The 22274-nt window shown below is 68.3% G+C and carries 26 protein-coding genes and 1 tRNA gene; 12 read left to right on the top strand and 15 right to left on the bottom strand.

Features of this window, described 5'->3' with window-relative positions:
* The first annotated feature begins 13 nt into the window (after window positions 1–13).
* The 6 genes from KUD94_RS06490 to lipA all read left to right on the top strand — a co-directional run bounded on the left by KUD94_RS06490 (window position 14) and on the right by lipA (window position 4278).
* Complete coding sequence (locus KUD94_RS06490) at window positions 14–196, top strand: CcoQ/FixQ family Cbb3-type cytochrome c oxidase assembly chaperone (RefSeq protein WP_218238972.1); 183 nt, start codon at window positions 14–16, stop codon at window positions 194–196.
* The gene (gene ccoP / locus KUD94_RS06485; RefSeq protein WP_218238971.1) at window positions 193–1113 is read left to right on the top strand and encodes a cytochrome-c oxidase, cbb3-type subunit III; all 921 of its coding nucleotides are present in this window, start codon (window positions 193–195) and stop codon (window positions 1111–1113) included. Before KUD94_RS06490 ends, ccoP begins: the two co-directional genes overlap by 4 nt.
* Window positions 1114–1177: 64 nt before the next feature.
* Window positions 1178–2569 (top strand): cytochrome c oxidase accessory protein CcoG, encoded by a 1392-nt coding sequence (ccoG, locus tag KUD94_RS06480; RefSeq protein WP_218238970.1) that lies wholly within the window; start codon window positions 1178–1180, stop codon window positions 2567–2569.
* Between the two features lie 4 nt (window positions 2570–2573).
* Window positions 2574–2849, top strand: a complete 276-nt coding sequence (locus tag KUD94_RS06475; RefSeq protein ID WP_218238968.1) for a nitrogen fixation protein FixH — start codon at window positions 2574–2576, stop codon at window positions 2847–2849.
* A gap of 19 nt (window positions 2850–2868) precedes the next feature.
* Window positions 2869–3132 carry a hypothetical protein gene (locus tag KUD94_RS06470; RefSeq protein ID WP_218238966.1) on the top strand — a complete coding sequence of 88 codons (264 nt, stop codon included), beginning with the start codon at window positions 2869–2871 and terminating at the stop codon, window positions 3130–3132.
* A gap of 114 nt (window positions 3133–3246) precedes the next feature.
* Window positions 3247–4278, top strand: coding sequence for a lipoyl synthase (gene lipA / locus KUD94_RS06465; protein WP_218238964.1), 1032 nt, complete (start codon window positions 3247–3249; stop codon window positions 4276–4278).
* Between the two features lie 4 nt (window positions 4279–4282).
* Here the strand turns inward: lipA and KUD94_RS06460 are convergent, their stop codons facing one another.
* Together KUD94_RS06460 and KUD94_RS06455 are read right to left on the bottom strand one after the other, a co-directional pair.
* Window positions 4283–4519, bottom strand: coding sequence for a hypothetical protein (locus KUD94_RS06460; RefSeq protein WP_218238962.1), 237 nt, complete (start codon window positions 4517–4519; stop codon window positions 4283–4285).
* Between the two features lie 24 nt (window positions 4520–4543).
* Window positions 4544–5038 (bottom strand): dihydrofolate reductase, encoded by a 495-nt coding sequence (locus KUD94_RS06455; RefSeq protein WP_218238961.1) that lies wholly within the window; start codon window positions 5036–5038, stop codon window positions 4544–4546.
* A gap of 110 nt (window positions 5039–5148) precedes the next feature.
* On the opposite strand from KUD94_RS06455, the gene nudB reads away from it, so the two are divergent.
* The 5 genes from nudB to KUD94_RS06430 all read left to right on the top strand — a co-directional run bounded on the left by nudB (window position 5149) and on the right by KUD94_RS06430 (window position 9300).
* Window positions 5149–5604 carry a dihydroneopterin triphosphate diphosphatase gene (gene nudB / locus KUD94_RS06450; RefSeq protein ID WP_218238960.1) on the top strand — a complete coding sequence of 152 codons (456 nt, stop codon included), beginning with the start codon at window positions 5149–5151 and terminating at the stop codon, window positions 5602–5604.
* Window positions 5601–6392 carry an endonuclease/exonuclease/phosphatase family protein gene (locus KUD94_RS06445; protein WP_218238959.1) on the top strand — a complete coding sequence of 264 codons (792 nt, stop codon included), beginning with the start codon at window positions 5601–5603 and terminating at the stop codon, window positions 6390–6392. The genes nudB and KUD94_RS06445 overlap by 4 nt, the downstream gene beginning before the upstream one ends.
* Before the next feature lie 10 nt (window positions 6393–6402).
* Window positions 6403–7620 carry a cardiolipin synthase ClsB gene (clsB, locus tag KUD94_RS06440; protein ID WP_218238958.1) on the top strand — a complete coding sequence of 406 codons (1218 nt, stop codon included), beginning with the start codon at window positions 6403–6405 and terminating at the stop codon, window positions 7618–7620.
* An 89-nt stretch (window positions 7621–7709) separates the two neighbouring features.
* Window positions 7710–8420: a GTP cyclohydrolase I gene (folE, locus tag KUD94_RS06435; RefSeq protein ID WP_218238957.1), complete on the top strand. Its 711-nt coding sequence runs from the start codon at window positions 7710–7712 to the stop codon at window positions 8418–8420.
* A gap of 43 nt (window positions 8421–8463) precedes the next feature.
* Window positions 8464–9300: a DUF429 domain-containing protein gene (locus tag KUD94_RS06430; protein WP_218238956.1), complete on the top strand. Its 837-nt coding sequence runs from the start codon at window positions 8464–8466 to the stop codon at window positions 9298–9300.
* On the opposite strand, the gene KUD94_RS06425 is transcribed toward KUD94_RS06430, so the two are convergent.
* Window positions 9272–9901 (bottom strand): hypothetical protein, encoded by a 630-nt coding sequence (locus tag KUD94_RS06425; protein ID WP_218238955.1) that lies wholly within the window; start codon window positions 9899–9901, stop codon window positions 9272–9274. The genes KUD94_RS06430 and KUD94_RS06425 overlap by 29 nt on opposite strands.
* A 22-nt stretch (window positions 9902–9923) precedes the next feature.
* Complete coding sequence (locus KUD94_RS14835; RefSeq protein WP_218238954.1) at window positions 9924–10697, bottom strand: IclR family transcriptional regulator; 774 nt, start codon at window positions 10695–10697, stop codon at window positions 9924–9926.
* 207 nt (window positions 10698–10904) lie between these two features.
* Here KUD94_RS14835 and KUD94_RS06415 point away from each other — a divergent pair, with 207 nt between their 5' ends.
* Complete coding sequence (locus KUD94_RS06415; RefSeq protein WP_218238953.1) at window positions 10905–12035, top strand: homogentisate 1,2-dioxygenase; 1131 nt, start codon at window positions 10905–10907, stop codon at window positions 12033–12035.
* A 103-nt stretch (window positions 12036–12138) separates the two neighbouring features.
* On the opposite strand, the gene KUD94_RS06410 is transcribed toward KUD94_RS06415, so the two are convergent.
* From KUD94_RS06410 to KUD94_RS06360, 11 genes are all read right to left on the bottom strand, one after another.
* Window positions 12139–13119, bottom strand: a complete 981-nt coding sequence (locus KUD94_RS06410; RefSeq protein ID WP_218238952.1) for a TRAP transporter substrate-binding protein — start codon at window positions 13117–13119, stop codon at window positions 12139–12141.
* A 36-nt stretch (window positions 13120–13155) separates the two neighbouring features.
* A complete protein-coding gene (locus KUD94_RS06405; RefSeq protein ID WP_218238951.1) occupies window positions 13156–14433 on the bottom strand; it encodes a TRAP transporter large permease in 1278 nt (425 codons plus the stop codon).
* Complete coding sequence (locus KUD94_RS06400) at window positions 14430–15011, bottom strand: TRAP transporter small permease (RefSeq protein WP_218238950.1); 582 nt, start codon at window positions 15009–15011, stop codon at window positions 14430–14432. The genes KUD94_RS06405 and KUD94_RS06400 overlap by 4 nt, the downstream gene beginning before the upstream one ends.
* 81 nt (window positions 15012–15092) lie before the next feature.
* Entirely contained in the window at window positions 15093–16496 is a 1404-nt protein-coding gene (locus KUD94_RS06395) for an amidase (RefSeq protein WP_218238948.1), read from the bottom strand.
* Window positions 16493–17071: an aminoacyl-tRNA hydrolase gene (pth, locus tag KUD94_RS06390; RefSeq protein WP_218238947.1), complete on the bottom strand. Its 579-nt coding sequence runs from the start codon at window positions 17069–17071 to the stop codon at window positions 16493–16495. The genes KUD94_RS06395 and pth overlap by 4 nt, the downstream gene beginning before the upstream one ends.
* A 97-nt stretch (window positions 17072–17168) precedes the next feature.
* A complete protein-coding gene (locus tag KUD94_RS06385) occupies window positions 17169–17801 on the bottom strand; it encodes a 50S ribosomal protein L25/general stress protein Ctc (RefSeq protein ID WP_218238945.1) in 633 nt (210 codons plus the stop codon).
* A 105-nt stretch (window positions 17802–17906) separates the two neighbouring features.
* The gene (locus KUD94_RS06380; protein ID WP_218239209.1) at window positions 17907–18872 is read right to left on the bottom strand and encodes a ribose-phosphate pyrophosphokinase; all 966 of its coding nucleotides are present in this window, start codon (window positions 18870–18872) and stop codon (window positions 17907–17909) included.
* A gap of 47 nt (window positions 18873–18919) precedes the next feature.
* Window positions 18920–18996 (bottom strand) — tRNA-Gln (locus KUD94_RS06375).
* A gap of 35 nt (window positions 18997–19031) precedes the next feature.
* A complete protein-coding gene (ispE, locus tag KUD94_RS06370) occupies window positions 19032–19901 on the bottom strand; it encodes a 4-(cytidine 5'-diphospho)-2-C-methyl-D-erythritol kinase (RefSeq protein WP_218238944.1) in 870 nt (289 codons plus the stop codon).
* Window positions 19902–19909: 8 nt separating this feature from the next.
* Window positions 19910–20434 (bottom strand): lipoprotein insertase outer membrane protein LolB, encoded by a 525-nt coding sequence (locus KUD94_RS06365; RefSeq protein ID WP_255569137.1) that lies wholly within the window; start codon window positions 20432–20434, stop codon window positions 19910–19912.
* A complete protein-coding gene (locus tag KUD94_RS06360) occupies window positions 20431–22182 on the bottom strand; it encodes a tetratricopeptide repeat protein (protein ID WP_255569136.1) in 1752 nt (583 codons plus the stop codon). The genes KUD94_RS06365 and KUD94_RS06360 overlap by 4 nt, the downstream gene beginning before the upstream one ends.
* Window positions 22183–22274: the final 92 nt, after the last annotated feature.

Raw genomic sequence — 22274 nt, 5'->3', positions numbered from 1 at the left:
AAGGGCGCAGACCATGGACATCAACATCTTGCGCAGCCTCTACACCGTGCTGGCATTGCTGGCCTTCGTGGTGATCGCGGGCTGGGCCTGGTCGGGCAGGAACCGCCAGGGTTTTGAGGAGGCGGCGCGCTTGCCGCTGGGCGATGAACAGGCGCACGCCGATCAGGCGCGCGCGCTCGGGGAGCATGGGGCATGAGCGATTTCACCAGCAGTTTCTGGTCCTGGTACGTGGCCGGCATCACGCTCGTGGGCGTGTTCGCCTGTGTGGCCTTGTTGTGGTGGACCCACCGCATGAACACCGAGGCCAAGCCCAGCGACTCCACCGGCCACGTCTGGGACGGCAACCTCACCGAGCAGAACCATCCGCTGCCGCGCTGGTGGGTGTTCATGTTCGGCATCAGTTGCCTCTTTGGCCTGCTCTATCTGGCCTTGTATCCGGGCCTGGGCAGCTTCAAGGGCACGCTGGGCTGGAGCCAGCAGGACCAGCATGCGCGCGAGCAGCAGGCGCATGAAGCGCGCATTGCGCCCATCTACGCAGCCTTTGCCGGCCAGAGCGTGCCAGAGCTTGCGGCCAACACCGAGGCGCGCGCCATTGGAGACCGGCTGTTCATGAACAACTGCGCGCAGTGCCACGGCAGCGACGCGCGCGGCAGCAAGGGCTTTCCCAATCTGGCGGATGGCCACTGGAACTGGGGCGGCACGCCCGAAGCCATCCTGGAGACGATTGCCGATGGCCGCGTGGGCATGATGCCGCCCATGGCCGAGGCCGTGGGCTCGGCGCAAGAAGTGCGTGCGGTGGCCAACTACGTGCTTGGCCTCTCGGGCGGTGCGCACGACAGCGCCCTGGCCGCCGCCGGCAAGGAAAAGTTCCTGCAGGTCTGCGCCGCCTGCCATGGCGAGAGCGGCACGGGCAACGCGGCGCTGGGCGCGCCCGACCTGAGCAAGGGCATCTTCACCCACGGCCCCGACACCGAGGCGCATGTGGTGCAGATGATCAACGAGGGCAAGAGCGCCGAGATGCCGGCCTGGAAGGAGCGCTTCTCGCCCGAGCAGTTGCGCGTGCTCGCGGCCTATGTCTGGGGCCTGGGCGGCGGCGTCGCGCCGCAGCAATGAGGGTGCGGCCTGCAGTCGCCCCAGGCATGCTGGCCGTGGCGCGCCGGGCGCCGGGGCGGGCGCGATGAGCAGCGCACCGGGAGCGAGCCTTGCGCGCGGCGGCGCGCGCAAGGTCTATCCGCGCAGCGCCAGCGGCATCTATACCCGCTGGCGCTGGTTCTTCGTCTTCGCCACGCAGCTCTTCTACTACGGCATGCCCTGGCTGCAGTGGGGCGGGCGCCAGGCCATGCTGTTCGACATCGAGGCGCGGCGCTTCTACCTCTTCGGGCTGGTGCTCTATCCGCAGGACGTGTTCTACCTGACGGCGCTGCTCATCATCAGCGCGCTGCTGCTCTTTCTGTTCACCACCGTCGCCGGCCGCCAGTGGTGCGGCTACACCTGCCCGCAGACGGTCTACACCGAGATCTTCCTCTGGGTGGAAGAGCGCTTCGAAGGCAATCGCGTGCAGCGCATGCGCCTGGACGCCGCGCCCCTGTCCTGGTCCAAGTTCCGGCGCAAGGCGGGCAAGCACCTGGTGTGGCTGGCGATTGCGCTGTGGACGGGTTTCACCTTCGTTGGCTACTTCACGCCGATCCGCGAGCTGGGCGCGAGCGTGGCCGGCCTGACGCTGGGCCCGTGGGCGGCGTTCTGGATCCTGTTCTACGGTTTTGCCACCTGGGGCAATGCCGGCTTCATGCGCGAGCAGGTCTGCAAATACATGTGCCCCTACGCGCGCTTTCAGGGCGCGATGTTCGACCGCGACACGCTCGTCGTCACCTACGTGAAAAAGCGCGGCGAGCCGCGCGGCAAGCGCTCGCGCAAGGTCGATCCACGGGAGCAGAGGCTGGGCGACTGCACCGACTGCACCCTGTGCGTGCAGGTCTGCCCCACGGGGATAGACATCCGCGATGGGCTGCAATACGAATGCATCAGCTGCGCGGCCTGCATCGACGCCTGCGACAGCGTGATGGACAGCATGGGCTACCCGCGCGGCCTGATCCGCTATTCGACCGAAGCGGCGCTGGAAAACGACTGGGGCAGGCGCGAGATCCTGCGCCGCGTGCTGCGCCCGCGCGTGCTCTTTTATGCCGCGGTGCTCACGCTCGCGGTGCTGGCGCTGGCCGCGAGCCTGTGGCTGCGCACGCCGTTCAAGGTGGACATCATCCGCGACCGGGCGACGCTCGCGCGCCTGGTCAAGGGCGGGCAGATCGAGAACATCTACCGCATCCACGTCATGAACGCCACCGAGCACGAACAGCGCTTTGAAGTGCGCGCCGAAGGCCTGCCAGGACTTGCCATGGCCGAGGCGAGCCAGAGCTCGGTGACGATCGCGGCAGAGCAATCGGCCTCCATCCCGGTGCAGTTGCGCCTGCCGCACGGCAGCGCGGCGCCCGGCTCGCACGCGATCAGCTTCGTGGTGAGCGCACCCGGCGTGGGCAGCGTGCGCGAAAAGTCGGCCTTCATGGTGCCGCGCTGAAGCCATGGCAGTCGGCGGTGCTCCCCAGACGTCCGGCGCGGCAGCGCCCTGGTGGAAGTTTGGCCATGTCTGGTTGATCGTCGCGATCACGCTGGCGGCGCTTGCGGGCGGCCTGTTCACCGTTTATCTGGCCATGCAGGCGCCGCCCGAGCCGGCCGCTGCCACGACCGGCGCGCAGGCCGCTGACAATGCGGCGCTGGAGCCGGCCCTGCAGGCGCGCAACCGCACCAGCATGCGCAATGGCCAGGCGATGGGGCGCAGCAGAGCGCCGCAGAACTAGAACACCCAAGGAGGAGGCGATGCGTGCGAGTCGATGGAGCCTGATAGCCTGGCCGGCCTTCGTGGTAGCGGGCATGCTGGAGATGATGGTGTTTGCCGTGCTCGACCCCGAGACGCTGAGCCTGCTGGGCCGGCAGATGCAGTGGTCGCGCAGCACGGTGTATTCGCTCAGCTTCCTGATCTTCTGGTGCATGTTCATGCTGTGCAGCGCCGTGACGCTGCAACTGGCGCGCCCGGCCAGCGAGGTCAACGCGGACCTGGCCCACCCGCCGGCGCGCGACTGAACGAGGGGGCGCAGGCGGGCGCGCCGCATGGGCCTGCCGCCACCAGTGGATTGGGGCGCGCCGATAGAATTGCCGCACCGCACGCCGCCGTGCGCGCCTCACCAGGGTTCACGCATGCAAGAGTCTCCGCGCCCGGCTCCGGGCACCAAGTTCACCAGCCGCCAGGGCACGCGCGCCATCAAGGACGGCATCAAGCCGAGCAGGCTCACGGCCATCCCCAACGCCGAGCGCAAGCCCGACTGGCTGCGCGTGAAGCTGCCCAACGGCGCCAAGTACCAGCAGATCAAGGAGATCGTGGATTCGCACAAGCTCTCCACGGTGTGCGCCGAATCCAAGTGCCCCAACATCGCCGAATGCTGGGGCCGGGGCACGGCCACGCTGATGCTGATGGGCTCGGTGTGCACGCGCGCCTGCAAGTTCTGCTCGGTCAGCACCGGCAACCCCAACGGCTGGCTTGACCCGTTGGAGCCGGTGAACGTGGCCGACGCGGTGGCGCTGATGGATTTGAAGTACGTCGTGCTGACCTCGGTCGATCGCGACGATCTCAAAGACCTGGGCGCGGGCCACTACGCTGCCTGCATCCGCGAGATCCACAAGCGCATGCCCGACACTGCGGTGGAGGCGCTCACGCCCGACTTCCAGGGCCGTCATGAGCTCGTCGCCAAGGTCGTGGACGCCGGCCTTGCCACTTATGCGCAGAACCTGGAAACCGTGCGCCGCCTGACCCATCCGGTGCGCGACCCGCGCGCGGGCTATGAGCAGACGCTGGACGTGCTCAGGTTCGCCAAGGCCTATGCGCCCCAGACCGTCACCAAGACCAGCCTGATGCTGGGCCTGGGCGAGACGGACGCCGAGATCGAAGAGGCGCTGGACGACATCCGCGCGGCCAACGTGGACATCGTCACCATGGGCCAGTACATGCGCCCGACGCAGCACCACCTGCCGGTGGCGCGCTACGTCTCGCCCGAGCAGTTCGCGCGCTACCGCGATATGGGCCTGTCCAAGGGCTTCCTCGAAGTGGTGGCCGGGCCCTTCGTGCGTTCAAGCTACCGCGCCGAGCGCGTGCTCGAGCACAACAACGTGGGGCTGGACGAAGACCTGCTCGAGAGCATCCGCAACTCGGCGACCAACGCGATGCGCTGCTGAGCGCTCAGAATTTTTTGGCGTTGAAGTCCCAAGGCTGAGCCTCGGCCAGCCACTGGCGCAGCGCGGCCTCGTCAAGCTGCGCCAGCTCGTCCTCGGCCTGGGGCAGGGTGTCGGCGAACATCTGCTTTTGCAGGATGTCGTGGCCGTCCATGCGGCTGAAGACCAGCAGCATCTGCCCGTAAGAGGCATACATGGGTGCGGCCTGCCAGCGCTGGCCCTGGGTGTCGTGAAACTCTCGCATGTGGGGTGCCCAAATACCGCGACCTTAGCCGCGCCGCTCGTAACGCGCAAAGCGCAGGGGCAAGCCTTGGGCGCTCACGTGGTCGCTGTGCGCCGCCAGCGCCCACTCTGGCCCCAGGTCCGGAGCGAAAGTGTCGCCGGCAAAATCCTGGCCGATTTCCGTCACTTCCGCGCGCGTGGCCAGGGGCAGGGCGGTGGCAAAGATCTGCGCGCCGCCAATGACCCAGGCGGTGGCCGCGCCCGACTGCTTCGCAATATGCAGCGCTTCGCGCAGGCCAGGAGCGGTTTTTGCCCCGATTTCATGCCAATCGCGCTGCCGCGTGACGACGATGTTGAGCCGGCCGGGCAGGGGGCGAAAGCGTTCGGGCAGCGAATCCCAGGTCTTGCGCCCCATGATGACCGGCCCTCCCCGGGTGAGCGTCTTGAAGTGCGCCAGGTCTTCGGGCAGGTGCCAGGGCATGGCGCCGTCCCTGCCGATCACGCCGTTGGCGGCGCGGGCGTAGATCAGGGCAATTTCCATGGTGGCGGGCTGGGTGGTTGAACGCTGGAATATAACGGGGCTCTGCCATGGGGCGGGCCGCCCGCCTCCTGGCTGGGGCCTCGCTACCCCTTCGCCGCCTCGTTGCCGCCATGTACAAGATTCCCGAATCGGTCCTCGTCGTGATCCACACTGCCGCACTGCACGTGCTGGTGCTGCGCCGCGCCGACAGTGCCGAGGACTTCTGGCAATCGGTCACCGGCAGCAAACAGAGCGCGGGCGAGAGCTGGCGCGAGACGGCGCTGCGCGAAGTGCGCGAGGAAACCGGCCTGGACGGCGCCGCCCCGGGCTGCCGCCTGACGGACTGGGGGCTGGAGAACGTCTACAGCCTGTACCCGCAATGGCGCCACCGCTACGCTCCCGGCGTGATGACCAACACCGAGCACGTGCTTGGCCTGTGCCTGCCGGCGCCCGCGCCGGTGCGCCTGAACCCGCGCGAGCACACCGCCTGCGCCTGGCTGCCCTGGCGCGAGGCGGCCGACCGCTGTTACTCGCCGTCCAACGCTGAGGCTATTCTCTGGTTGCCGCACTTTCTTTCTCCCGCATGAGCGAACCATCCGTCTCCGAGCCCGACTTCGCCGCCTCGCAACTGCCGCAGCTGCCCGGCGGCATCCTGCGCGTGGCCACCTACAACATCCACAAGGGCGTGCAAGGCCTGGGGCCGGCGCGGCGCCTGGAAATCCACAACCTGGGTCTGGCGATAGAGCAGCTCGACGCCGACATCGTCTGCCTGCAGGAGGTGCGCAGCAGCAACCGGCGCGAGGCGGCCTACTTCGACCGCTGGCCGCTGGTGCCGCAGGCGCAATACCTCGCGCCCGAAGGCTATGAGGCGGTCTACCACACCAATGCCTACACCCGCCATGGTGAGCATGGCAACGCGCTGCTCACGCGCTGGCCGGTGCTCGAGAGCCGCCATGAAGACATGTCCGACCACCGCTTCGAGCAGCGCGGCCTGCTGCACGCCTGCGTGCAGGTGCAGGGCACGGTGGTGCACACCATCGTGGTGCACCTGGGGCTGGTGCCGGGCAGCCGCATCCGGCAGGTCGCGCAGTTGCAGCGCTACATCCGCCGCGAGGTACCCGAAGACGCCCCGCTGGTGGTGGCCGGCGACTTCAACGACTGGGGCAACCAGCTCTCGCAGATGCTCGCCGGCTTCGGCCTGCTGGAGCATGGCGGCGGCTCGCCGGTGTTTACCTACCCCTCGCGCCTGCCGGTGGCGCGCCTGGACCATGTCTATGCACGCGGCCTGGTGCCGCTGTCGCTGACCGTGCCGCGCGGGCGCATCTGGTGGCGCATGTCCGACCATTTGCCGCTGATCGCGGAGTTCAGGCTCTGAGCCGCACGCCATGCCGCTGCCAGCCTTTGCCGGGTCGGACCATCGCATCAAGCTGCTGCAGGGCTCGCAGGAATTCTTCCCCGCGCTCATTGCCGAGCTCGACGGCGCTCAGCGCGACGTGCAGTTCGAGACCTACATCTTCTGCACCGCAGGCGAGGGCGCCAGCGTGGCCGCCGCGCTCGAGCGCGCCGCACGCCGCGGGGTGCGGGTGCGCATGGTGGTGGACGGCGTGGGCACCGGGCTCATCGCCGAGCCCTGGGGCACGCGCCTGGTGCAGGCCGGCGTGCAGCTGCGCGTGTATTCGCCGCTCGGGCCGCTGGGCCTGCTGCTGCCCAGCCGCTGGCGGCGCCTGCACCGCAAGCTCTGCGTGGTCGATGCGCGCGTGCTGTTTTGCGGCGGCATCAACGTGCTGGACGATTTTGAAGACCCCTACCGCGGCCGGCTGGAGGCGCCGCGCCTGGATTTTGCGGTGCAGGTGCAAGGCAGCATGGTGGCCTATGCCTGCGCGGTGATGGACTTGCTGTGGCTGCGCATGCAGGCCGTGCACGAGGTGCGCCGGCGCCAGCTGGCGCATGCGCTGCAGGACTGGCGCGCCGCGCAGACGCTGCACCGGCTGCGCGCGCGCACGCCGCAGCAGGGGCGGGGGGTGCGCGCGGCGCTGCTGCTGCGCGACAACCTGCGCCTGCGCACGCGCATCGAGCGGTCCTACCGCCGCGCGATCGCCCAGGCACGCGAGGAGATCATCATCGCCAACGCCTACTTCATCCCGGGGGGGAAGCTGCGCCGCGCGCTGGTGCTGGCCGCGCGCCGCGGCGTGCGCGTACACCTGCTGCTGCAGGGCCGCTACGAATACTTCATGCAATACCACGCGGCGCGGCCGGTCTACGGCGCGCTGCTGGCCGCGGGCGTGCACATCCACGAATACGCGCCGAGCTTTCTGCACGCCAAGGTGGCTGTAGTGGACGCCGAGGGCGCGCGCCCCTGGGCCACGGTAGGTTCGAGCAATCTCGACCCGCTGAGCCTGCTGCTGGCGCGCGAGGCCAACGTGATGGTGCGCGACGCCGAATTCGCCCGCCTGCTGCGTGCGCGTCTGATGCAGGCCATCGACGGCTGCGAGCCACTGGCGGCGCAGACTTATGCCAGCCGCCCGCGGCTGGAGCGCGCGCTCGACCACATCGCCTACCTGCTCATGCGCGCGGCGCTCTGGCTCACCGGCAAAAACTACTAAAATAATAGCTGCTTGCGCAGTATTGGCGGGCGCCAGAGACATAAATTGCTTGCAAGTTGTGCCGACCGATTCGCTGGTACCATGCGCGCATGAGTGATTCTCTGCCCAGCGCGCCCGACGAGGGCGTACCCGTCTCCGTCAAGATTCGCGAACGCCTGAACCAGGCGGGCCGGCCCTTTTTTGCCAACGACAACATCGCCGAGTTCATCGAGCCCGGCGAGCTCGAGGCGCTGCTCGACGAGGTGCAGGCCAAGATGCAGGGCGTGCTCGACAGCCTGGTGATAGACACGGCCAACGACCACAACACCCAGGACACCGCGCGGCGCGTGGCCAAGATGTACATCAGCGAGGTGTTTCGCGGCCGTTACGGCCGGGCGCCCGAGGTCACCGAATTCCCCAACGCCGCGCGCCTGAACGAGTTGCTCATCGTCGGCCCGATCACCGTGCGCAGCGCCTGCAGCCACCACTTCTGCCCGGTCATCGGCAAGCTCTGGGTCGGCGTGATGCCCAACGAGCACACCAACGTGATCGGCCTGTCCAAGTACGCGCGCATGACCGACTGGATCATGGGCCGCCCGCAGATCCAGGAAGAGGCCATCGTGCAACTGGCCGACCTCATCATGGACAAGACCCGCCCCGACGGCCTGGCGGTGGTGATGGAGGCGAGCCACTTCTGCATGTCCTGGCGCGGCGTGCGCGAGATGGACAGCAAGATGGTCAACTCCGTCATGCGTGGCGCCTTCCTCACCGACGCCACGCTGCGCCGTGAATTCCTCTCCCTCATTCCCGGACGCGACTGAGCGCGCCGCAGCCCACGCGCGCGGCGGCCCACCGGTCTGAACCATGCTGCTGCTGGGCGTGGATTTCACCAGCAGCCCCAGCCGGCGCAAGCCCATCGTGCTGGCGCTGGGCGAGCGCCGCGGCGCGCTGGTGCGCCTGAGCGAGTTCGTGCGCATCGACAGCCTGGAGGGCTTTTCCCACTGGCTGCAGCAAGAGCGCAACTGGCTGGGCGCGTTCGACCTGCCGTTTGGCCTGCCGCGCGCCCTGGTGCAGGCGCTGGGCTGGCCGCTGCAATGGCGTGCCTGCATCGAGCACTACGCGGGGCAGAGCCGCGCCGAGGTGCGCGCCAGCTTTGCCGCCTACTGCGCGGCGCGCCCGGTGGGCCACAAGTTTGCCCACCGCGCCACCGACGGGCCGGCGGGCTCGAGTCCGTCGATGAAATGGGTCAATCCGCCGGTGGCGCTGATGCTGCATGCGGCCATGCCCTTGCTGCTGCAGGCCGGCGTGCATCTGCCCGGCCTGTGCGCGGGCGATGCGCGCCGCGTGGCGCTCGAAGCCTACCCCGGCCTGCTGGTGCGTGAACTGGTGGGCCGCGCCAGCTACAAGAGCGACGAGCGCGCCCGCCAGACGCCCGAGCGCGCCGCAGTGCGCGCGCGCATCGTGCAGGCGCTGCAGCAGGGGCGCACGCGTCTGGGCCTGCGCCTGCGGCTGCTGCCGGCGCAGCAGGCCTTGCTGCTGCAGGACGCGAGCGGCGACCACCTGGATGCAGCGGCCTGTCTGGTGCAGGCGGCCTGGGCCGAGCGCGCCCGGGCGCAGGGCAGCGCACTCTACGGCCTGCCGCCCCAGCTCGACCCGTTGGAGGGCTGGATTCTTACCGCCCCGTGGCCGTCTGGCCCGTGATCAGCGCCAGATAAGCGCGGCGCGTCGGCTCGCTGATCGCGGCAATCACCTGCGGCCAGGCGGTGCGCTGGCGCGCCAGCAGCCGCGCCGAGGCCACGTTGCGCGACTTGCAATACCAGTGGCAGGTGTGCTGCAGCAGCAAGAGCTCGGCCGTCACCGTGTAGGCGCGGTTGCGCTCGGACAGCGCTGCCTCGTTGGCCATGGCGCGGGCGATGCCGTTCGCGTGCACGGCCAGCGCGCGGCGCAAATCAAAGCTCAGGCCGGCTAGCCACTGCGTGGCCCAAGGCAGACCGAAGGCCAGGCGGCTGATGCGCGCCTGCGCCGCCGGCATGCGCTGCACGTCCTTGGCCAGGCGCTGCAACTGCTCGCACAACTGCGCCTCACTGCCTTGCAGCGTGGCCAGCACCTGACTGCGCCGCGCGCCATCGCGCTCGCCCATGGCGCGCAGATAGCCTTCGATCAGCGTCTGCATCAAGCGCTCCACCTGATAGGGCTGCAACACCTTGGCCAGCAGCGAAACGCGCTCGCGCTGCTGCTGCGCGTTGACGATGAACAGCGCGGCGGCGCCCAGCGCGAGCCAGAGCAGGAGATCGGAAGCCATGTGCGCTCGATTGTGCCGTGCTTCAGCGCTGCGGCGGCTGCCAGCCCAGCGCGCCCGACACGCGCGCACAGGCCTCGCGCAGCGCCAGCGCCGCGCTGCCCGCGGCATCGGCCTGCAAGGCCGCGCCATGCCCCACCAGGGTGAGCGCCAGCAGCAGATGGCCGTGGGCGTCGAACACCGGCGCGCCCAGCGCGTTGATGCCCGGCGCGTGCTCGCCCTCGACCACGGCCACGCCCTGGCTGCGAATGTGCGCGCGCTGGGCGGGCGTCAGCGCCTCCGGCGCCGGCTCTGCCCAGGCTGCGAACACCCGGCCCGTGGCCGAGGTGCGCAGATCGAACAAGGCGCCTGGCGCCACGCCCACCGAAACCCCCTGACCCGGCTGGTAGACGCGCACCGCGCACACGCCGGCTTCGGTCTGCACGGCCACGAGACAGGTGTTGCCCTGGGTCTGGGCGAGCTCGCGCGCCTCGTTGCTCGCGAGCTCCAGCCAATCCTGGCGCGCCAGCCAGGCAAGCGCCAGGCGGCGCAGCGCCGGGCCGACCTGGTAGAGGCTGCTGTCCGCATCCTGGCGCACCCAGCCGGCGCGCACCAGGCTGACCAGGTAGCGGTAGACCTTGGCCCGGTGCATGCCCGCCAGGCGCGCCAGATCCGACACGCCCAGCGCCTGCTCTTGCGCCGCCAGCAGCTCGAAGAGTTCGAGCCCGAGCTCCAGCGACTGGATGCCGACCGGTGCGGGCTCGGCCGGCGCTTCGGTCGCGGCGGTGTCCGGCGTGGAGTTTGAAGAAGAGCGGGCCATGGTTGGATGCAGTCGAAGAGAGGGTGCGCCGCCAGTGTGCACCAGCACGCAGCAAGGGGCGTCGCGGGCCGCGCAAACGGCGACGGGCGACACCACGACGGCGCCAGGGGCGCTGGCTTGACAGGCCCGCCGGCTTGACCTAGATTCTCGATATTATTTTTATCGTAACGTCGTTACATTAATCGTAACATCACCTGGAGACCTCTGATGAAGAAGTACATCACCTTTCCGCTGCGCGAGGGCGTGCACAGCCGCCAAGCCCATTGCGACATTCCCGACGGGCTGTACGAGCGCGAGCACGGGCGCAACGGCTTTTTCGGCCCCGCCAGCCACATCCTGCACAAGCACAAGCCAACGGGCTGGAGCAAGTGGGAAGGTCCACTGGAGCTCACGCTGCTGGACCTGAACAAGCTTGAAGACAGCGCCCCCTGCCCCTGGAAGGCGCGCCGCTTCATGCACAACGGCCAGACCGAGGTGCATTTCTGGAAGTTCGGCGCCTCCATGCCCGATCTGGCGCGCAATGGCGACGGCGACATGATCCTGTTCTTTCACCGCGGCGAGGGTGAGTTCTTCTGCGACTACGGCCACATGAGCTACCGCGAGGGCGACTACATCAACATCCCGCGCGGCACCTCCTGGCGGCTGGAAACCAAGGTGCGCAACGAGGTGCTGACCATCGAAGCGACCGAAGACCTCTTCGTGCTGCCCGAGCGCGGCATCCTCGGCCACCACGCGCAGTTCGACCTGGCGGTGCTCGACACGCCCAAGATCGACGAGGCCTTCAAGGCGCAGTACAGCGACACGCGCGAGACCCGCGTGCGCGCCAAGCGCCGCGGCCAGGTGACCACCGTCACCTTCCCGTACAACTTCCTCGATGCCGTGGGCTGGCACGGCGACTGCGTGCCGGTCAAGCTCAACTGGCGCGACATCCGCGAACTGCTCTCGGACCGCTACCACCTGCCGCCGACGGTGCACGCGACCTTCCTCTCGAACACCATCATCGTCTGCACCTTCGCGCCGCGCCCCATCGAGAGCGACCCGGGCGCGCTCAAGGTGCCGTTCTTTCACAACAACGACGAGTTTGACGAGTCCATCTTCTACCACCAGGGCAACTTCTTCTCGCGCGACAACATCAAGCCCGGCATGTTCACGCTGCACCCCTCGGGCTTTCACCACGGCCCGCACCCCAAGGCCTTCGCGGCGGCAGCGGCCAACAACCAGGGCGAGCGCAAGTACACCGACGAAGTGGCGGTGATGATCGATTCGCGCTACCCGCTGGAGCTCGACGACGTAGACGCGGTCAAGGTGCCCGACTACGTCTATTCCTGGAAGGAATGAGGCGCGCCTGAGCCATGAAAAAGCGCTGCAGGATGAAAGTCCTGCAGCGCTTTGTTTTTGATAGCTGACAGCGCTTGTCTGGTAAGCGCTGGAGCCCGATTTGTTACTTGATCGCGGCTTCGATTTCCTTGACCAGATCGGCGCCGACGTCGGGGGTGAACATGTCCCACACCGGCTGCACCGCGGCGCGCATGCGCTGGTGCTCGGCCGCCGTCACCTCGTTCACCTTGATGCCCTTGCCCTCCATCATCTTCTGCGCGCCGGCAGCCTGCTCACGCGCCACCTGGCGCTGGTAGGCACGCGCTTCCACGGCCGAGTCCTTGAGGATCTTCTGCTGGTCGGGGCTGAGCGTGTCCCAGAACTTCTTGGACGCGAGCGGAATGAAGGCGCCGTAGGTGTGCTGGGTGATCGAGAGGTACTTCTGCACCTCGTAGAGCTTGAGCGCGGCGATCACCGCATTGGGCGTGCCCTGGCCGTCTATGGTCTTGGTCTCCAGCGCCGTATAGAGCTCGGGCACAGCCAGCGGCACCGGGTTGGCGCCCAGCGCCTTGATGGTCTCCTGGGTGATCTTGGCCTGGATGGAGCGGAATTTCAGCCCCTTGAAGTCTTCCACCTTGGCAATCGGGTGCTTGCTGTTGGTGGCGTTGAAGAAGCCGTTTTCCCAGTAGGCCAGACCTACCAGGCCATGGGCCGGCAGCAGGTCCATGAGCTTTTGTCCGATCGGGCCGTCGAGCACCTTCTCGGCCTGCTCGGTGGTGGCAAACAGGAAGGGGAAGTCCAGCACCTCATAGGGCTTGACCATGCCGGTCAGCGTGGAGGTTTGCGGCACGGTGAATTCGATGGTGCCGCCCTGCAGCGCCGAGGTCACCTTGACGTCGTCGCCCAGCGCGCCGCCATAGTAGGGCTTGATGTCGATCTCGCCGCCGCTCTTGGCCTTGACCAGTTCGACGAACTTGGCCACGCCCTGGCCCTGGTGCGATTTCTCGGGCAGGGTGACGGCAAACTTGCCGGTCACGGCCGCCAGCGTGGAGCCGGAAAACGCCGCAGCCAGCAGGCCCAGCAGCAGGGTGGTCTTGAACTTCATGGGAAATCTCCAGTGGGGTGGTTGAAGAAAGGGCACTCAGCGCCACCATTCGGCGGGCACCGTGACCAACGCGGGGAACAGGATAAGCAGTACCAGCAGCACCGCCAGCGCCAGCAGGAAGGGCAGGATGCCGCGCACCGCCTCGTCCATCGTCACCTTGCCGACCGAGCTGACTACGTTGAGCACCACGCCCACCGGCGGGGTGATCATGCCGATCGAGCAATTCATGATGAAGACCACGCCAAAGTACACCGGGTCGATGTCGGCGGCCTTGACGATGGGCAGGAACACCGGCGTGAAGATCAGCACGATGGGGATGAAGTCCAGCACCATGCCGGCAAAGAAGACCACCAGCATCATCGCCGCCATCAGCAGCATGGGCGATTGCACCAGGCCTTCGAGCCAGCCACCCACCTGGCCGGAAATGTCGGTGATGGTGATCATGTAGGACGCGACCATGGCCAGCGCCGCCAGCAGCAGCACCACCGAGGTGGTGCGCGCGGTGGAGAGCAAGGCCTCGTAGATGTTGCGCCAGTTGAGCTCGCGGTACACCACCAGGCCGACGAAGAGCGCATAGGCCGCTGCCACCACCGCCGACTCGGTCGGCGTGAAGATGCCAAAGCGCAGGCCGCCGATGATGATCACCGGCATCATCAAGGCCCAACCGCCCTGGCCCAGCAGGCGCAGGCGCCGTCCCCAGGGTACGCGCGCCGTCACGGCCGCGTTCTGGCTGCGCGCAACGAACCACCAGGCAATCACCAGCACCAGGCCCATGAGCACGCCGGGGACGATGCCCGCGAGAAACAGCCGCGTGATCGAGACATTGGCCGTGACGCCGAAGATCAGAAAGCCGATGGACGGCGGTATCACCGGCGCAATGATGCCGCTGGCGGCCATCAGCCCGCAGGCGCGCGCCGGGTTGTAGCCAGCCTGGCGCATCATGGGCACGAGAATGGCCGCAAGCGCCGCGGTGTCGGCCACGGCCGAGCCGGAAAGGCTGGCCAGCATGATGCCCGCGCCTATGGCCACGTAGCCCAGCCCGCCGCGCAAATGGCCGACGAAGGCGCCGGCCATCTCCACGATGCGTTTGGACAGGCCGCCGGCGTTCATCAGCTCGCCCGCCAGGATGAAGAAGGGCACGGCCATCAGCACGAAGTTGTCGGCCCCGGCGATCGCGTTTTGCACCACCACCTGGCTGTCGAACTGGCCCGTGAGCAGCATCAGCGCGATGCCCGAGAACATCAGCGCGAACGCGATCGGCACCCCCAGCGCGATCAGGCCGAGCAGCGAGATCAGGAAGACGGCGGCGGTCATGGGCGCGGCCCCGTGCCGGCGTCGATCTCGGCCTCGATGCGCTCGGAGGCCTGCTCGATGCGGTCGCCCAGATCGTGCGTCATCTTGTCGAAGTCGCCGCGCAGCGCCCGCACGATGTTGTAGCTGACCGGGACGATCAGCGCCACGCCGAAGACGATGCCCACGCCATACAGCCAGGCGTAGGAGATGCCCAGCACCGGATAGCTGTTGCCCAGGTTGATCACGGTCTGCTTCCAGCCGCCGACGATGAAGACCGCGCAACCCGTCAGGATCAGCAAACCCGAGAAGGCGATGAGCGCGCGGCGCAGGCGCGGCCCCACGCGCCGCTGCAGCGTGTCGAAGCCGATGTGTACGCGCTGGGCCGAAGCCAGCACCGCCCCGAGGAAGATCAGCCAGACGAAGAGCAGGCGCGAGAGTTCTTCGGATATCGCAATGCCGGAATTGAAGGCGTAGCGCAGCACCACGTTGCCAAACACCAGAATGCCCATGATGGCAAGACAAGCCACGATGAGCACTTCAAAGGTCTGGGTGGTGCGCCGCGCCCAGGAATGGGACGCAGGTTCGGTATGCAAGGGCATGGTCTGCCGGGCTTTCTGAAGGTGGCGGGATTGGATAGGGTTTTATCGAGAAAGTAAAGACTGCCCTTGCGGCGTCCAAGGTTAGTGGCGCGGCGGTTCTGGCCAGGGCGGCAGCGGCGCGCGCAACTGCTCGAAGGCATGGGCCAGTTGCAGCACGCCCAGGTCGTCAAAGCGCTGCCCGGCGATCTGCAGGCCCATGGGCAGGCCGGCGTCGTCCACCCCGCAGGCAATGGAGGCGGCGGGCTGCTCCGACATGTTGAAGGGCACGGTAAAAGCTATGTGCTCCAGCGGGCGCAGCGGGTCGTTGGTGGGTGAGGGCAGCTCGGCCGCGAAGGCCTTGATGGGCGCGGTGGGCGAGAGCACGTAGTCCACCCGGGAGCAGGCGAGCACCGTGGCTACGCGCGTGGCATGAAACTGCTGGCTCGCGTGGTAGAGGTGTTCGGCGCTGAAGCTGGCCGCGCTCTCGGCCCAATCGCGGATGTAGGGCAGCACGCGGGCGCGGCACTCCGGGCTGAGCTGGCGCAGGTCCATGAGCGAGCGCATGCGCCAGAAGTGGTCCATGCCGTCGAGCATCTCGCGCGTGAGCCAGGGCTGCATCGGCACGATGATGGCGCCCGCCTGCTCAAGCCGCCGCGCGGCCGCTTCGACGCCGGCGCGCACCTGCGCGTCGACGGCCAGGCCGCAGCCGGCATCGAGCAGCAGCCCCAGGCGCAGGCCGCGCAGGCGCTCAACGCCGCGCGCATGCGCCTGCCAGTTCACCGGCTGGGGCGGCAGACTCATGCTGTCGCGCACGTCGGGCCGCGCCAGCACCGGCATCACCAGCGCCGCATCGCCGACGCTGCGCGTGATCGGCCCGGCGCAGCGCCCCACGTACGGCGGATCGATCGGCACGCGCCCGAGGCTGGGCTTGAAGCCGAACACGCCGCACCACGCGGCGGGCAGGCGGATCGAGCCGCCAATGTCCGTGCCCAGATGCAGCGGTCCGTAGCCCGCGGCGGCCGCCGCGCCCGCGCCGGCGCTGGAGCCGCCCGGCCCCTTGGCCAGGTTCCAGGGGTTGCGCGTCGTGGCATGAAAGCTGGATACGCCCGAAGACAGCATGCCGTAGTCGGGCATGGTGGTCTTGCACAGCAGCACCGCGCCTGCTTCGCGCAGGCGCTGGGCGGCGGGCGCATTCACGGCAGACGGCCTGAGCTCGCTCGCCGCCGTGCCCAGGGGCGTGGGGTCGCCGCGCGTGGCGATGTTGTCCTTGAGCGTCACGGGCAGGCCATCCAGCGGCCCGCAGGGCGCGCCCCGCAGCCAGCGGGCCTCGCTCGCGCGCGCCTGCTCCAGCGTGCGCTCGGGCTGCAGCAGATAGGCGGCGTGCAGATGGGGCTCCCAGGCTTCGATGTGCTGCAACAGCGCACTGGCCACTTCCACCGGCGAGAGGCTGCGTCGCCGATAGGCGGCAAGCAGGGCCTGCGCGCTCAGCTCGTGCAGCGCGCTCATGGCAGCGCCGGTGTGTTGATGCGCTGGGTGGCCTTGTCCATCTCGCCCGCCACCAGTTGCGCAACGCTCTGCAGGCCGTGCTCCAGGGCGGTTTCCATCAATTGCCTGTCGCCCGGGGCGGGGCGGCCCAGCACCCAGTGGATGACTTCTGCCTTGACACCCGGATGCCCTATGCCTATGCGCAGACGCCAGTAGTCGCTCGCGCCGAGCTGCGCGTGGATGTCGCGCAAGCCGTTGTGTCCGCCATGGCTGCCGCCGTGCTTGAGCCGGATCTGGCCGGGCGAGAAGTCCAGCTCATCGTGCACCACCAGGATCTCCTGCGGCGCAATCTTGTAGAAGCGCGCCAGCGCCGCCACCGACCTGCCCGAAGCATTCATGAAGGTCTGCGGCTCAAGCAGCCAGATGGCGCGTCCCTGCACGCTGGTGCGTGCCGCCAGGCCGTGCCAGGCGCGCTCGGGCACGAGGCTCGCGCCCAGTTGCCGGGCAAGGCGGTCGATGAACCAGAAGCCGACGTTGTGGCGCGTGGCTTCGTATTCGGGCCCGGGATTGCCTAGGCCGACGAAGAGTCTGATCATGGGAGGCGATTATGCGGATCGCGTGCGAGGCGCAAGAAAAAACGGCCCGCAAGCTGCGGGCCGTCCTGGTGTGCATTGCAGCGCCGGGCCGCAGCGATCACTTCTTTGCGGGCGTGGCCGGGGCGGCGGGCGCTGCAGCGTCGGCGGCGGCCGGCTCTTCCTCGATCACCTCGGGCAGCTTGACCGAAACCAGCGCCGGGTTCTTGTTCGAGCCGCGCACCACGGCCTTCACGCCCACGGGCAGGCTGATCGATTGCAGACCGGGGATGGTCTTGGAGGTCAGGGCGCTCAGATCCACTGTGATGTGCTCGGGCAGTTGCGAGGGCATGCAGATCACGTCCAGCTCGTGCAGCAGCGGGGTGACCGTGCAGCCTTCGCTGGCGACTGCGGGCGAAGCCTCTATGCCTTCGAAGTGCAGCGGCACCTTCATGTGGATGCGGGTCTTCTCGTCCACGCGCTGAAAGTCCACATGCAGCACCTGCTGCTTGTAGGGGTGAAATTGCACGTCGCGCAGCAGCACCCGGCTGGTCTGACCGCCGAGTTCCATGTCCAGGATGGAGGAGTGGAAGGCCTCCTTCTGCAGGGCGTGCCACAGCGCGTTGTGGTCGAGCTCGATCATTTGCGGCTCGCTGCCCGCGCCATAGACGATGCCGGGCGCACGGCCCGTGACGCGCAGACGGCGGCTCGCACCCGTACCTTGCGTGTTGCGCTCAAAAGCGACGAATTTCATGTGAGAACTCCAGTGTGCGAGCGGCCGCGACCAGCCTGCCCGCCTGTTTGAGAAAAAAGACCCCGTGCACCATGCGACGGGGCCTGCGCTGCCATCGGAAGGCGTTCAGCTGAACTCCGAGAACAGACTCATCACCGACGCCCCGCTGGCGATGCGCTGTATGGTTTCGGCAAACAGCGGCGCCACGGAGAGCTGGCGAATCTTGGGGCATCCGCGAGCGGCTTCGCTCAGCGGAATGGTGTTGGTGACCACGACCTCGTCGAGCACCTCGCCCTGGGCAATACGCTCGATGGCCGGGCCGGAGAAGATCGGGTGCGTGCAGTAGGCGTAGACCTGCTTGGCGCCGCGCTCCTTGAGCGCGCTGGCCGCCTTCACCAGGGTGCCGGCGGTATCGATCATGTCGTCCATGATCACGCAGTTGCGCCCGTCGATGTCGCCGATCACGTTCATCACCTCGGACACGTTGGCCTTGGGACGGCGCTTGTCGATGATCGCCAGGTCGCAGCCGAGCTGCTTGGCGAGCGCGCGCGCGCGCACCACGCCGCCGACGTCCGGGCTCACCACGATGAGGTTGTCGTGCTTCTTCTCGTTGAGGTCGCGCAGCAGCACCGGCGAGGCGTAGATGTTGTCCACCGGAATGTCGAAGAAGCCCTGGATCTGGTCGGCATGCAAGTCCATGGTCAGCAGGCGGTTCACGCCGACGGCCTGCAGCATGTTGGCCACTACCTTGGCGCTGATGGGCACGCGCGTGGAGCGCGGGCGGCGGTCCTGGCGGGCGTAGCCGAAGTAGGGGATGACGGCGCTGATGCGCTCGGCCGAGGCGCGCTTGAGCGCGTCGACCATGATGAGCAGCTCCATCAGGTTGTCGTTGGTTGGCGCGCAGGTCGATTGCACGACGAAGATGTCGCGCGCACGCACGTTCTGCTTGATCTCCACGGTGACTTCACCGTCGGAAAAACGCCCGACCTGGATGGAACCGAGCGAGATGCCCAGATTTTGCGCTATTTCCGTCGCCAGTACCGGGTTGGCATTGCCCGTGAAAACCATGAAATCGGTGTGATGGGCTTGCATCGGCATGGAACAGCGGTCGGACGGAGGGTGGCGCAAGAGGCGGGGTTTGGCAGGGGAGGAAGGATTCGAACCCTCGCATGCCGGAATCAAAATCCGGTGCCTTGACCAGCTTGGCTACTCCCCTACACAGGTTGCACGCCGGGGCGTACAACCCTCAAATCATTCATCCCGGACCCACTCGGCCAGTGGATGAAACCCGAGATTCTGACACACTTTGATGCTCCAATGCGCGGGTGCGTCCGAAACATCGATGGTGTCCTTCATTGCCGCAAACACCGCACTGCCGGAGCCCGTCATGCGCCCCGAAAGGCCTCGGCTCGCAAGCCAGCGCAGCGCCTGGCTCACTTCAGGGCACAGGCGCTCGGCCACTGGCTGCAGGTCGTTTCTGCCAAACCCGAATGCACTGTGCGCTTGCGCTGAAGCGAAGCCGGCAATTGTAGCAGCCTGCGTATCGCGGCGCAGCGTCGGATCGCAAAAAATGCGCGCCGTCTCCAGCCCCGCCGCCGGCTTGACGACGACAAAGCGCGTGCCCGCTTGCACCGCCTGGGGCGGCAGCGGCGTGAGCACTTCGCCCACGCCTTCGGCCCAGGCGTTGCGCCCGAGGATGAAGAAGGGCACGTCCGCGCCCAGCGTGAGCGCGATGCGCGCCAGGGCGCTGCGCGGCAGATCCAGCTTCCACAGCCGGTTGAGCGCCAGCAGCGTGGTGGCCGCATCGGAAGAGCCGCCGCCCAGGCCCGCCTGCGTCGGCAGGCGCTTGTCCAGCAGGATGTGCGCGCCTTCGCTGCAGCCGCTGGCCTGCTGCAGCGCCCGTGCGGCGCGCAGGCACAGGTCGTCCTCGGGCAGCGCGCTGCCGCCCAGGTCTTCCCGGCTCAGGCTTGCCCCGGCGCGGCGCTCGATGTGCAGCAGGTCGCACCAGTCGAGCAGCATGAAGGCCGACTGCAGCAGGTGGTAGCCGTCACTGCGCCGGCCGAGTACATGCAGGAACAGGTTGAGCTTGGCCGGTGCCGGAAGGTCGTGCAGCGAGCGCATGGCGCGTCTCAGCGCTCGAGCACCACGCGCAGAACGGCGGTGGGCAGCGGCTGCAGCCGCGTGGCGACGATGCGCCCGGAGTCGAGCGCCGCAAGGTCCGCCTCCCAGCCGCTGGCCTGCGCCTCGCGCCCATGCAGCCAGGCAAACAGCGCCGCGACCGGAATGCTGGCGCCGGTCAGCGCCTCGGCCAGCGCCGCGAGCGACGCCGAGCGCTGCTGGCGCTTGCCGTCGTCCAGCACCGCAAGCCCGGGCTGCCAGCTCAGCTGCGCAAGCACATTGCCCAGCGGGTTGTAGAGCGTGAGCTGCCCCTGCTCGGCGCTGCCTTGCAGCTCGAAAGCGGCAGAAAACGACTGCGCGGGCTGATCCGGCCCGAGCGCCTGCACCTGCAGCGCAAGACGCCCGCGCCAATGCTCGGGTTTGGCGGCGTCGGGCGAAGCAGGCGGCAGCGGTGCGCAGGCGGCCAGCCAGCTCGCGGCGAGCACGACCAGGGCAGCGCGCCGCGCGAGCAGGGCGGGCAGTGGCGTGCGCCTCAAGGGCGCACCCCGAAGCGCCGCATGGTCTTGAGCAGGGTGTCGTTGTCGCGCTTGAGGCGCAGGCCCGCGCGCCAGGCTTCGCGCGCGCGCGCCTGGTCGCCGAGCTTCCAGAGCACCTCACCGAGGTGGGCGGCAATCTCGGGGTCGGGCTGGTCGCGCATGGCCTGCTGCAGCAACTGCAGCGCGCGCTGGCGCTTGCCCAGCCGGTATTCGACCCAGCCCAGGCTGTCGGTGATGTAGGGGTCGCCGGGCGCGAGTTCCAGCGCCTGCTCGATCAGCGATTTGGCCTCTTGCAGGCGCAGGCCGCGGTCGGCGAGCGAAAAGCCCAGCGCATTGAGCGCATGGTGGTATTTGGGGTTGCGCTGCAAGATGGTGCGCAGCAGCCGCTCCATTCCGGGCAGGCGGTCGAGCTTCTCGGCGAGCATCGCCTGTTCATAGAGGTAGTCGTCGTTGTCGGGCTGCAGCGCCGCCGCCCTGGCCTGGGCTTCGTAGGCGCGCTCGATCCGGCCTAGCTGGCGCAGCAGCATGGCCTCGGCCTGCAGCTTGCCGGCGGCTTCCGCGTCGTTGCTCGCAGGGAGGTTGCGCAGCAGCGCCAGCGCCTCGCCCAGGCGCCCCTGGCGCGCCATCAGCAGCGCCCGGCGCAGCTGTACCGCCAGGCCCGAATCGTCGTCGTCCGTCAGGCTGAGCCAGTGCTCGGCCTGCTCCAGGTCACCGCGCTGCTGGGCGATTTCCGAGCGCAGCAGGTACATCTGGCGGGTCAGCGCCTCGGTGCGCTCGGACGCGGCCTGCTTCTCGTGCAGCGCGGCAAAGCGGTTCAGGCTGGCCTCGGCCGCGTCGAGCTCGTGCGCCTGCAGTTGCAAGGTGCTTTGCAGCAGCAGCGCCTGCATGTTGTCGGGCTGCTCCGCGGTGATGGTCTGCATCTGCGCCAGGGCGGCGCTGGTCTGGTTGCTTTCGGCCAGGTAGCGCACGTAGCCCATGCTGATTTCGGGCAGGGGTTCGCCATCGAGGTAGGGGTGCAACAGCGGCTCGGCCTCGGCCATTTTCTCGTCGAGCAACTGCAGCACCAGCCCGGCCAGGGCGTCGTTGTCGCCGTCGAACTTGTGCGCCAGCCGCGCGGCCACCAGGGCGCCGATGCGGTCGCCGGCGGCCAGGCGCATGCGGCCTATGCTGGTCCAGGCGTTGGCGGCGGTGGCGGGCTGCTTGAGCAGCTCGCTCATGGCTTCTTCGACCACGCGCGCGGCCATTGCCTTGTCGCTGGCGTGGGCGTAGAGCAGCGGTATGGCGTTGATCACCGCCACTTGGCGCTGGGGGGCCGCCAGGGCCAGCTCACGCTCGAGCGCGGGGCGGCTTTCGGCGATGCGGTTGAGCGCCACCAGGATGCGCAGCACGAAGCGGTTGGCGTCGCGCGATTCGGGGTCGGCTTGCTGCCAGGCCTGCGCCGCTACCAGCGCCGACTGCGCCGAGCGCGATTGCAGGGCAATCTCGGTGGCGCGCCGGTAGAGCTCGCTGCTCTGGCTGCGCCGCGCGGCGTCCAGCATCAGCGCGTAGCCTTCACCGGGCTGGCCGGCTTCGGTGCTCAGTTCGCCCAGCAAGACCTCATAGAACAGCTCGGCCGTTGTGGCGGCGCGCACCGCTTCGGAAGCTTCCTGGGCGGGTCCGCGCATCTCCGCCGGGCTCGGGGTGCCGGTCGCCGCCGGCTGGGCCATGGCGGCCAGGGCGAAAAAGCTGCTCAGCAGCGTGGACGACACGAGGCAGGGTGTGCGCGGCATCGCACCATAATAATCGATGGGTTGCGCCGCTGGTGGCGCGACGCAACGCCGTGGGCGGCGCAAACGCGCGG

The sequence above is a fragment of the Comamonas sp. NLF-1-9 genome (genome assembly GCF_019195435.1).
In the GTDB taxonomy this organism is placed as follows: domain Bacteria; phylum Pseudomonadota; class Gammaproteobacteria; order Burkholderiales; family Burkholderiaceae_C; genus Comamonas_C.
Note: the sequence above shows the minus strand (reverse complement) of the source record. Positions and strands in the feature narration are given on the sequence as shown.

What these genes read in the sequence shown, in the direction of transcription:
- KUD94_RS06490 (WP_218238972.1), top strand. Translation starts at nt 14, where the DNA reads ATGGACATCAACATCTTGCGCAGCCTCTACACCGTGCTGGCATTGCTG.
- ccoP (WP_218238971.1), top strand. Translation starts at nt 193, where the DNA reads ATGAGCGATTTCACCAGCAGTTTCTGGTCCTGGTACGTGGCCGGCATC.
- ccoG (WP_218238970.1), top strand. Translation starts at nt 1,178, where the DNA reads ATGAGCAGCGCACCGGGAGCGAGCCTTGCGCGCGGCGGCGCGCGCAAG.
- KUD94_RS06475 (WP_218238968.1), top strand. Translation starts at nt 2,574, where the DNA reads ATGGCAGTCGGCGGTGCTCCCCAGACGTCCGGCGCGGCAGCGCCCTGG.
- KUD94_RS06470 (WP_218238966.1), top strand. Translation starts at nt 2,869, where the DNA reads ATGCGTGCGAGTCGATGGAGCCTGATAGCCTGGCCGGCCTTCGTGGTA.
- lipA (WP_218238964.1), top strand. Translation starts at nt 3,247, where the DNA reads ATGCAAGAGTCTCCGCGCCCGGCTCCGGGCACCAAGTTCACCAGCCGC.
- KUD94_RS06460 (WP_218238962.1), bottom strand. Translation starts at nt 4,519, where the DNA reads ATGCGAGAGTTTCACGACACCCAGGGCCAGCGCTGGCAGGCCGCACCC.
- KUD94_RS06455 (WP_218238961.1), bottom strand. Translation starts at nt 5,038, where the DNA reads ATGGAAATTGCCCTGATCTACGCCCGCGCCGCCAACGGCGTGATCGGC.
- nudB (WP_218238960.1), top strand. Translation starts at nt 5,149, where the DNA reads ATGTACAAGATTCCCGAATCGGTCCTCGTCGTGATCCACACTGCCGCA.
- KUD94_RS06445 (WP_218238959.1), top strand. Translation starts at nt 5,601, where the DNA reads ATGAGCGAACCATCCGTCTCCGAGCCCGACTTCGCCGCCTCGCAACTG.
- clsB (WP_218238958.1), top strand. Translation starts at nt 6,403, where the DNA reads ATGCCGCTGCCAGCCTTTGCCGGGTCGGACCATCGCATCAAGCTGCTG.
- folE (WP_218238957.1), top strand. Translation starts at nt 7,710, where the DNA reads ATGAGTGATTCTCTGCCCAGCGCGCCCGACGAGGGCGTACCCGTCTCC.
- KUD94_RS06430 (WP_218238956.1), top strand. Translation starts at nt 8,464, where the DNA reads ATGCTGCTGCTGGGCGTGGATTTCACCAGCAGCCCCAGCCGGCGCAAG.
- KUD94_RS06425 (WP_218238955.1), bottom strand. Translation starts at nt 9,901, where the DNA reads ATGGCTTCCGATCTCCTGCTCTGGCTCGCGCTGGGCGCCGCCGCGCTG.
- KUD94_RS14835 (WP_218238954.1), bottom strand. Translation starts at nt 10,697, where the DNA reads ATGGCCCGCTCTTCTTCAAACTCCACGCCGGACACCGCCGCGACCGAA.
- KUD94_RS06415 (WP_218238953.1), top strand. Translation starts at nt 10,905, where the DNA reads ATGAAGAAGTACATCACCTTTCCGCTGCGCGAGGGCGTGCACAGCCGC.
- KUD94_RS06410 (WP_218238952.1), bottom strand. Translation starts at nt 13,119, where the DNA reads ATGAAGTTCAAGACCACCCTGCTGCTGGGCCTGCTGGCTGCGGCGTTT.
- KUD94_RS06405 (WP_218238951.1), bottom strand. Translation starts at nt 14,433, where the DNA reads ATGACCGCCGCCGTCTTCCTGATCTCGCTGCTCGGCCTGATCGCGCTG.
- KUD94_RS06400 (WP_218238950.1), bottom strand. Translation starts at nt 15,011, where the DNA reads ATGCCCTTGCATACCGAACCTGCGTCCCATTCCTGGGCGCGGCGCACC.
- KUD94_RS06395 (WP_218238948.1), bottom strand. Translation starts at nt 16,496, where the DNA reads ATGAGCGCGCTGCACGAGCTGAGCGCGCAGGCCCTGCTTGCCGCCTAT.
- pth (WP_218238947.1), bottom strand. Translation starts at nt 17,071, where the DNA reads ATGATCAGACTCTTCGTCGGCCTAGGCAATCCCGGGCCCGAATACGAA.
- KUD94_RS06385 (WP_218238945.1), bottom strand. Translation starts at nt 17,801, where the DNA reads ATGAAATTCGTCGCTTTTGAGCGCAACACGCAAGGTACGGGTGCGAGC.
- KUD94_RS06380 (WP_218239209.1), bottom strand. Translation starts at nt 18,872, where the DNA reads ATGCAAGCCCATCACACCGATTTCATGGTTTTCACGGGCAATGCCAAC.
- ispE (WP_218238944.1), bottom strand. Translation starts at nt 19,901, where the DNA reads ATGCGCTCGCTGCACGACCTTCCGGCACCGGCCAAGCTCAACCTGTTC.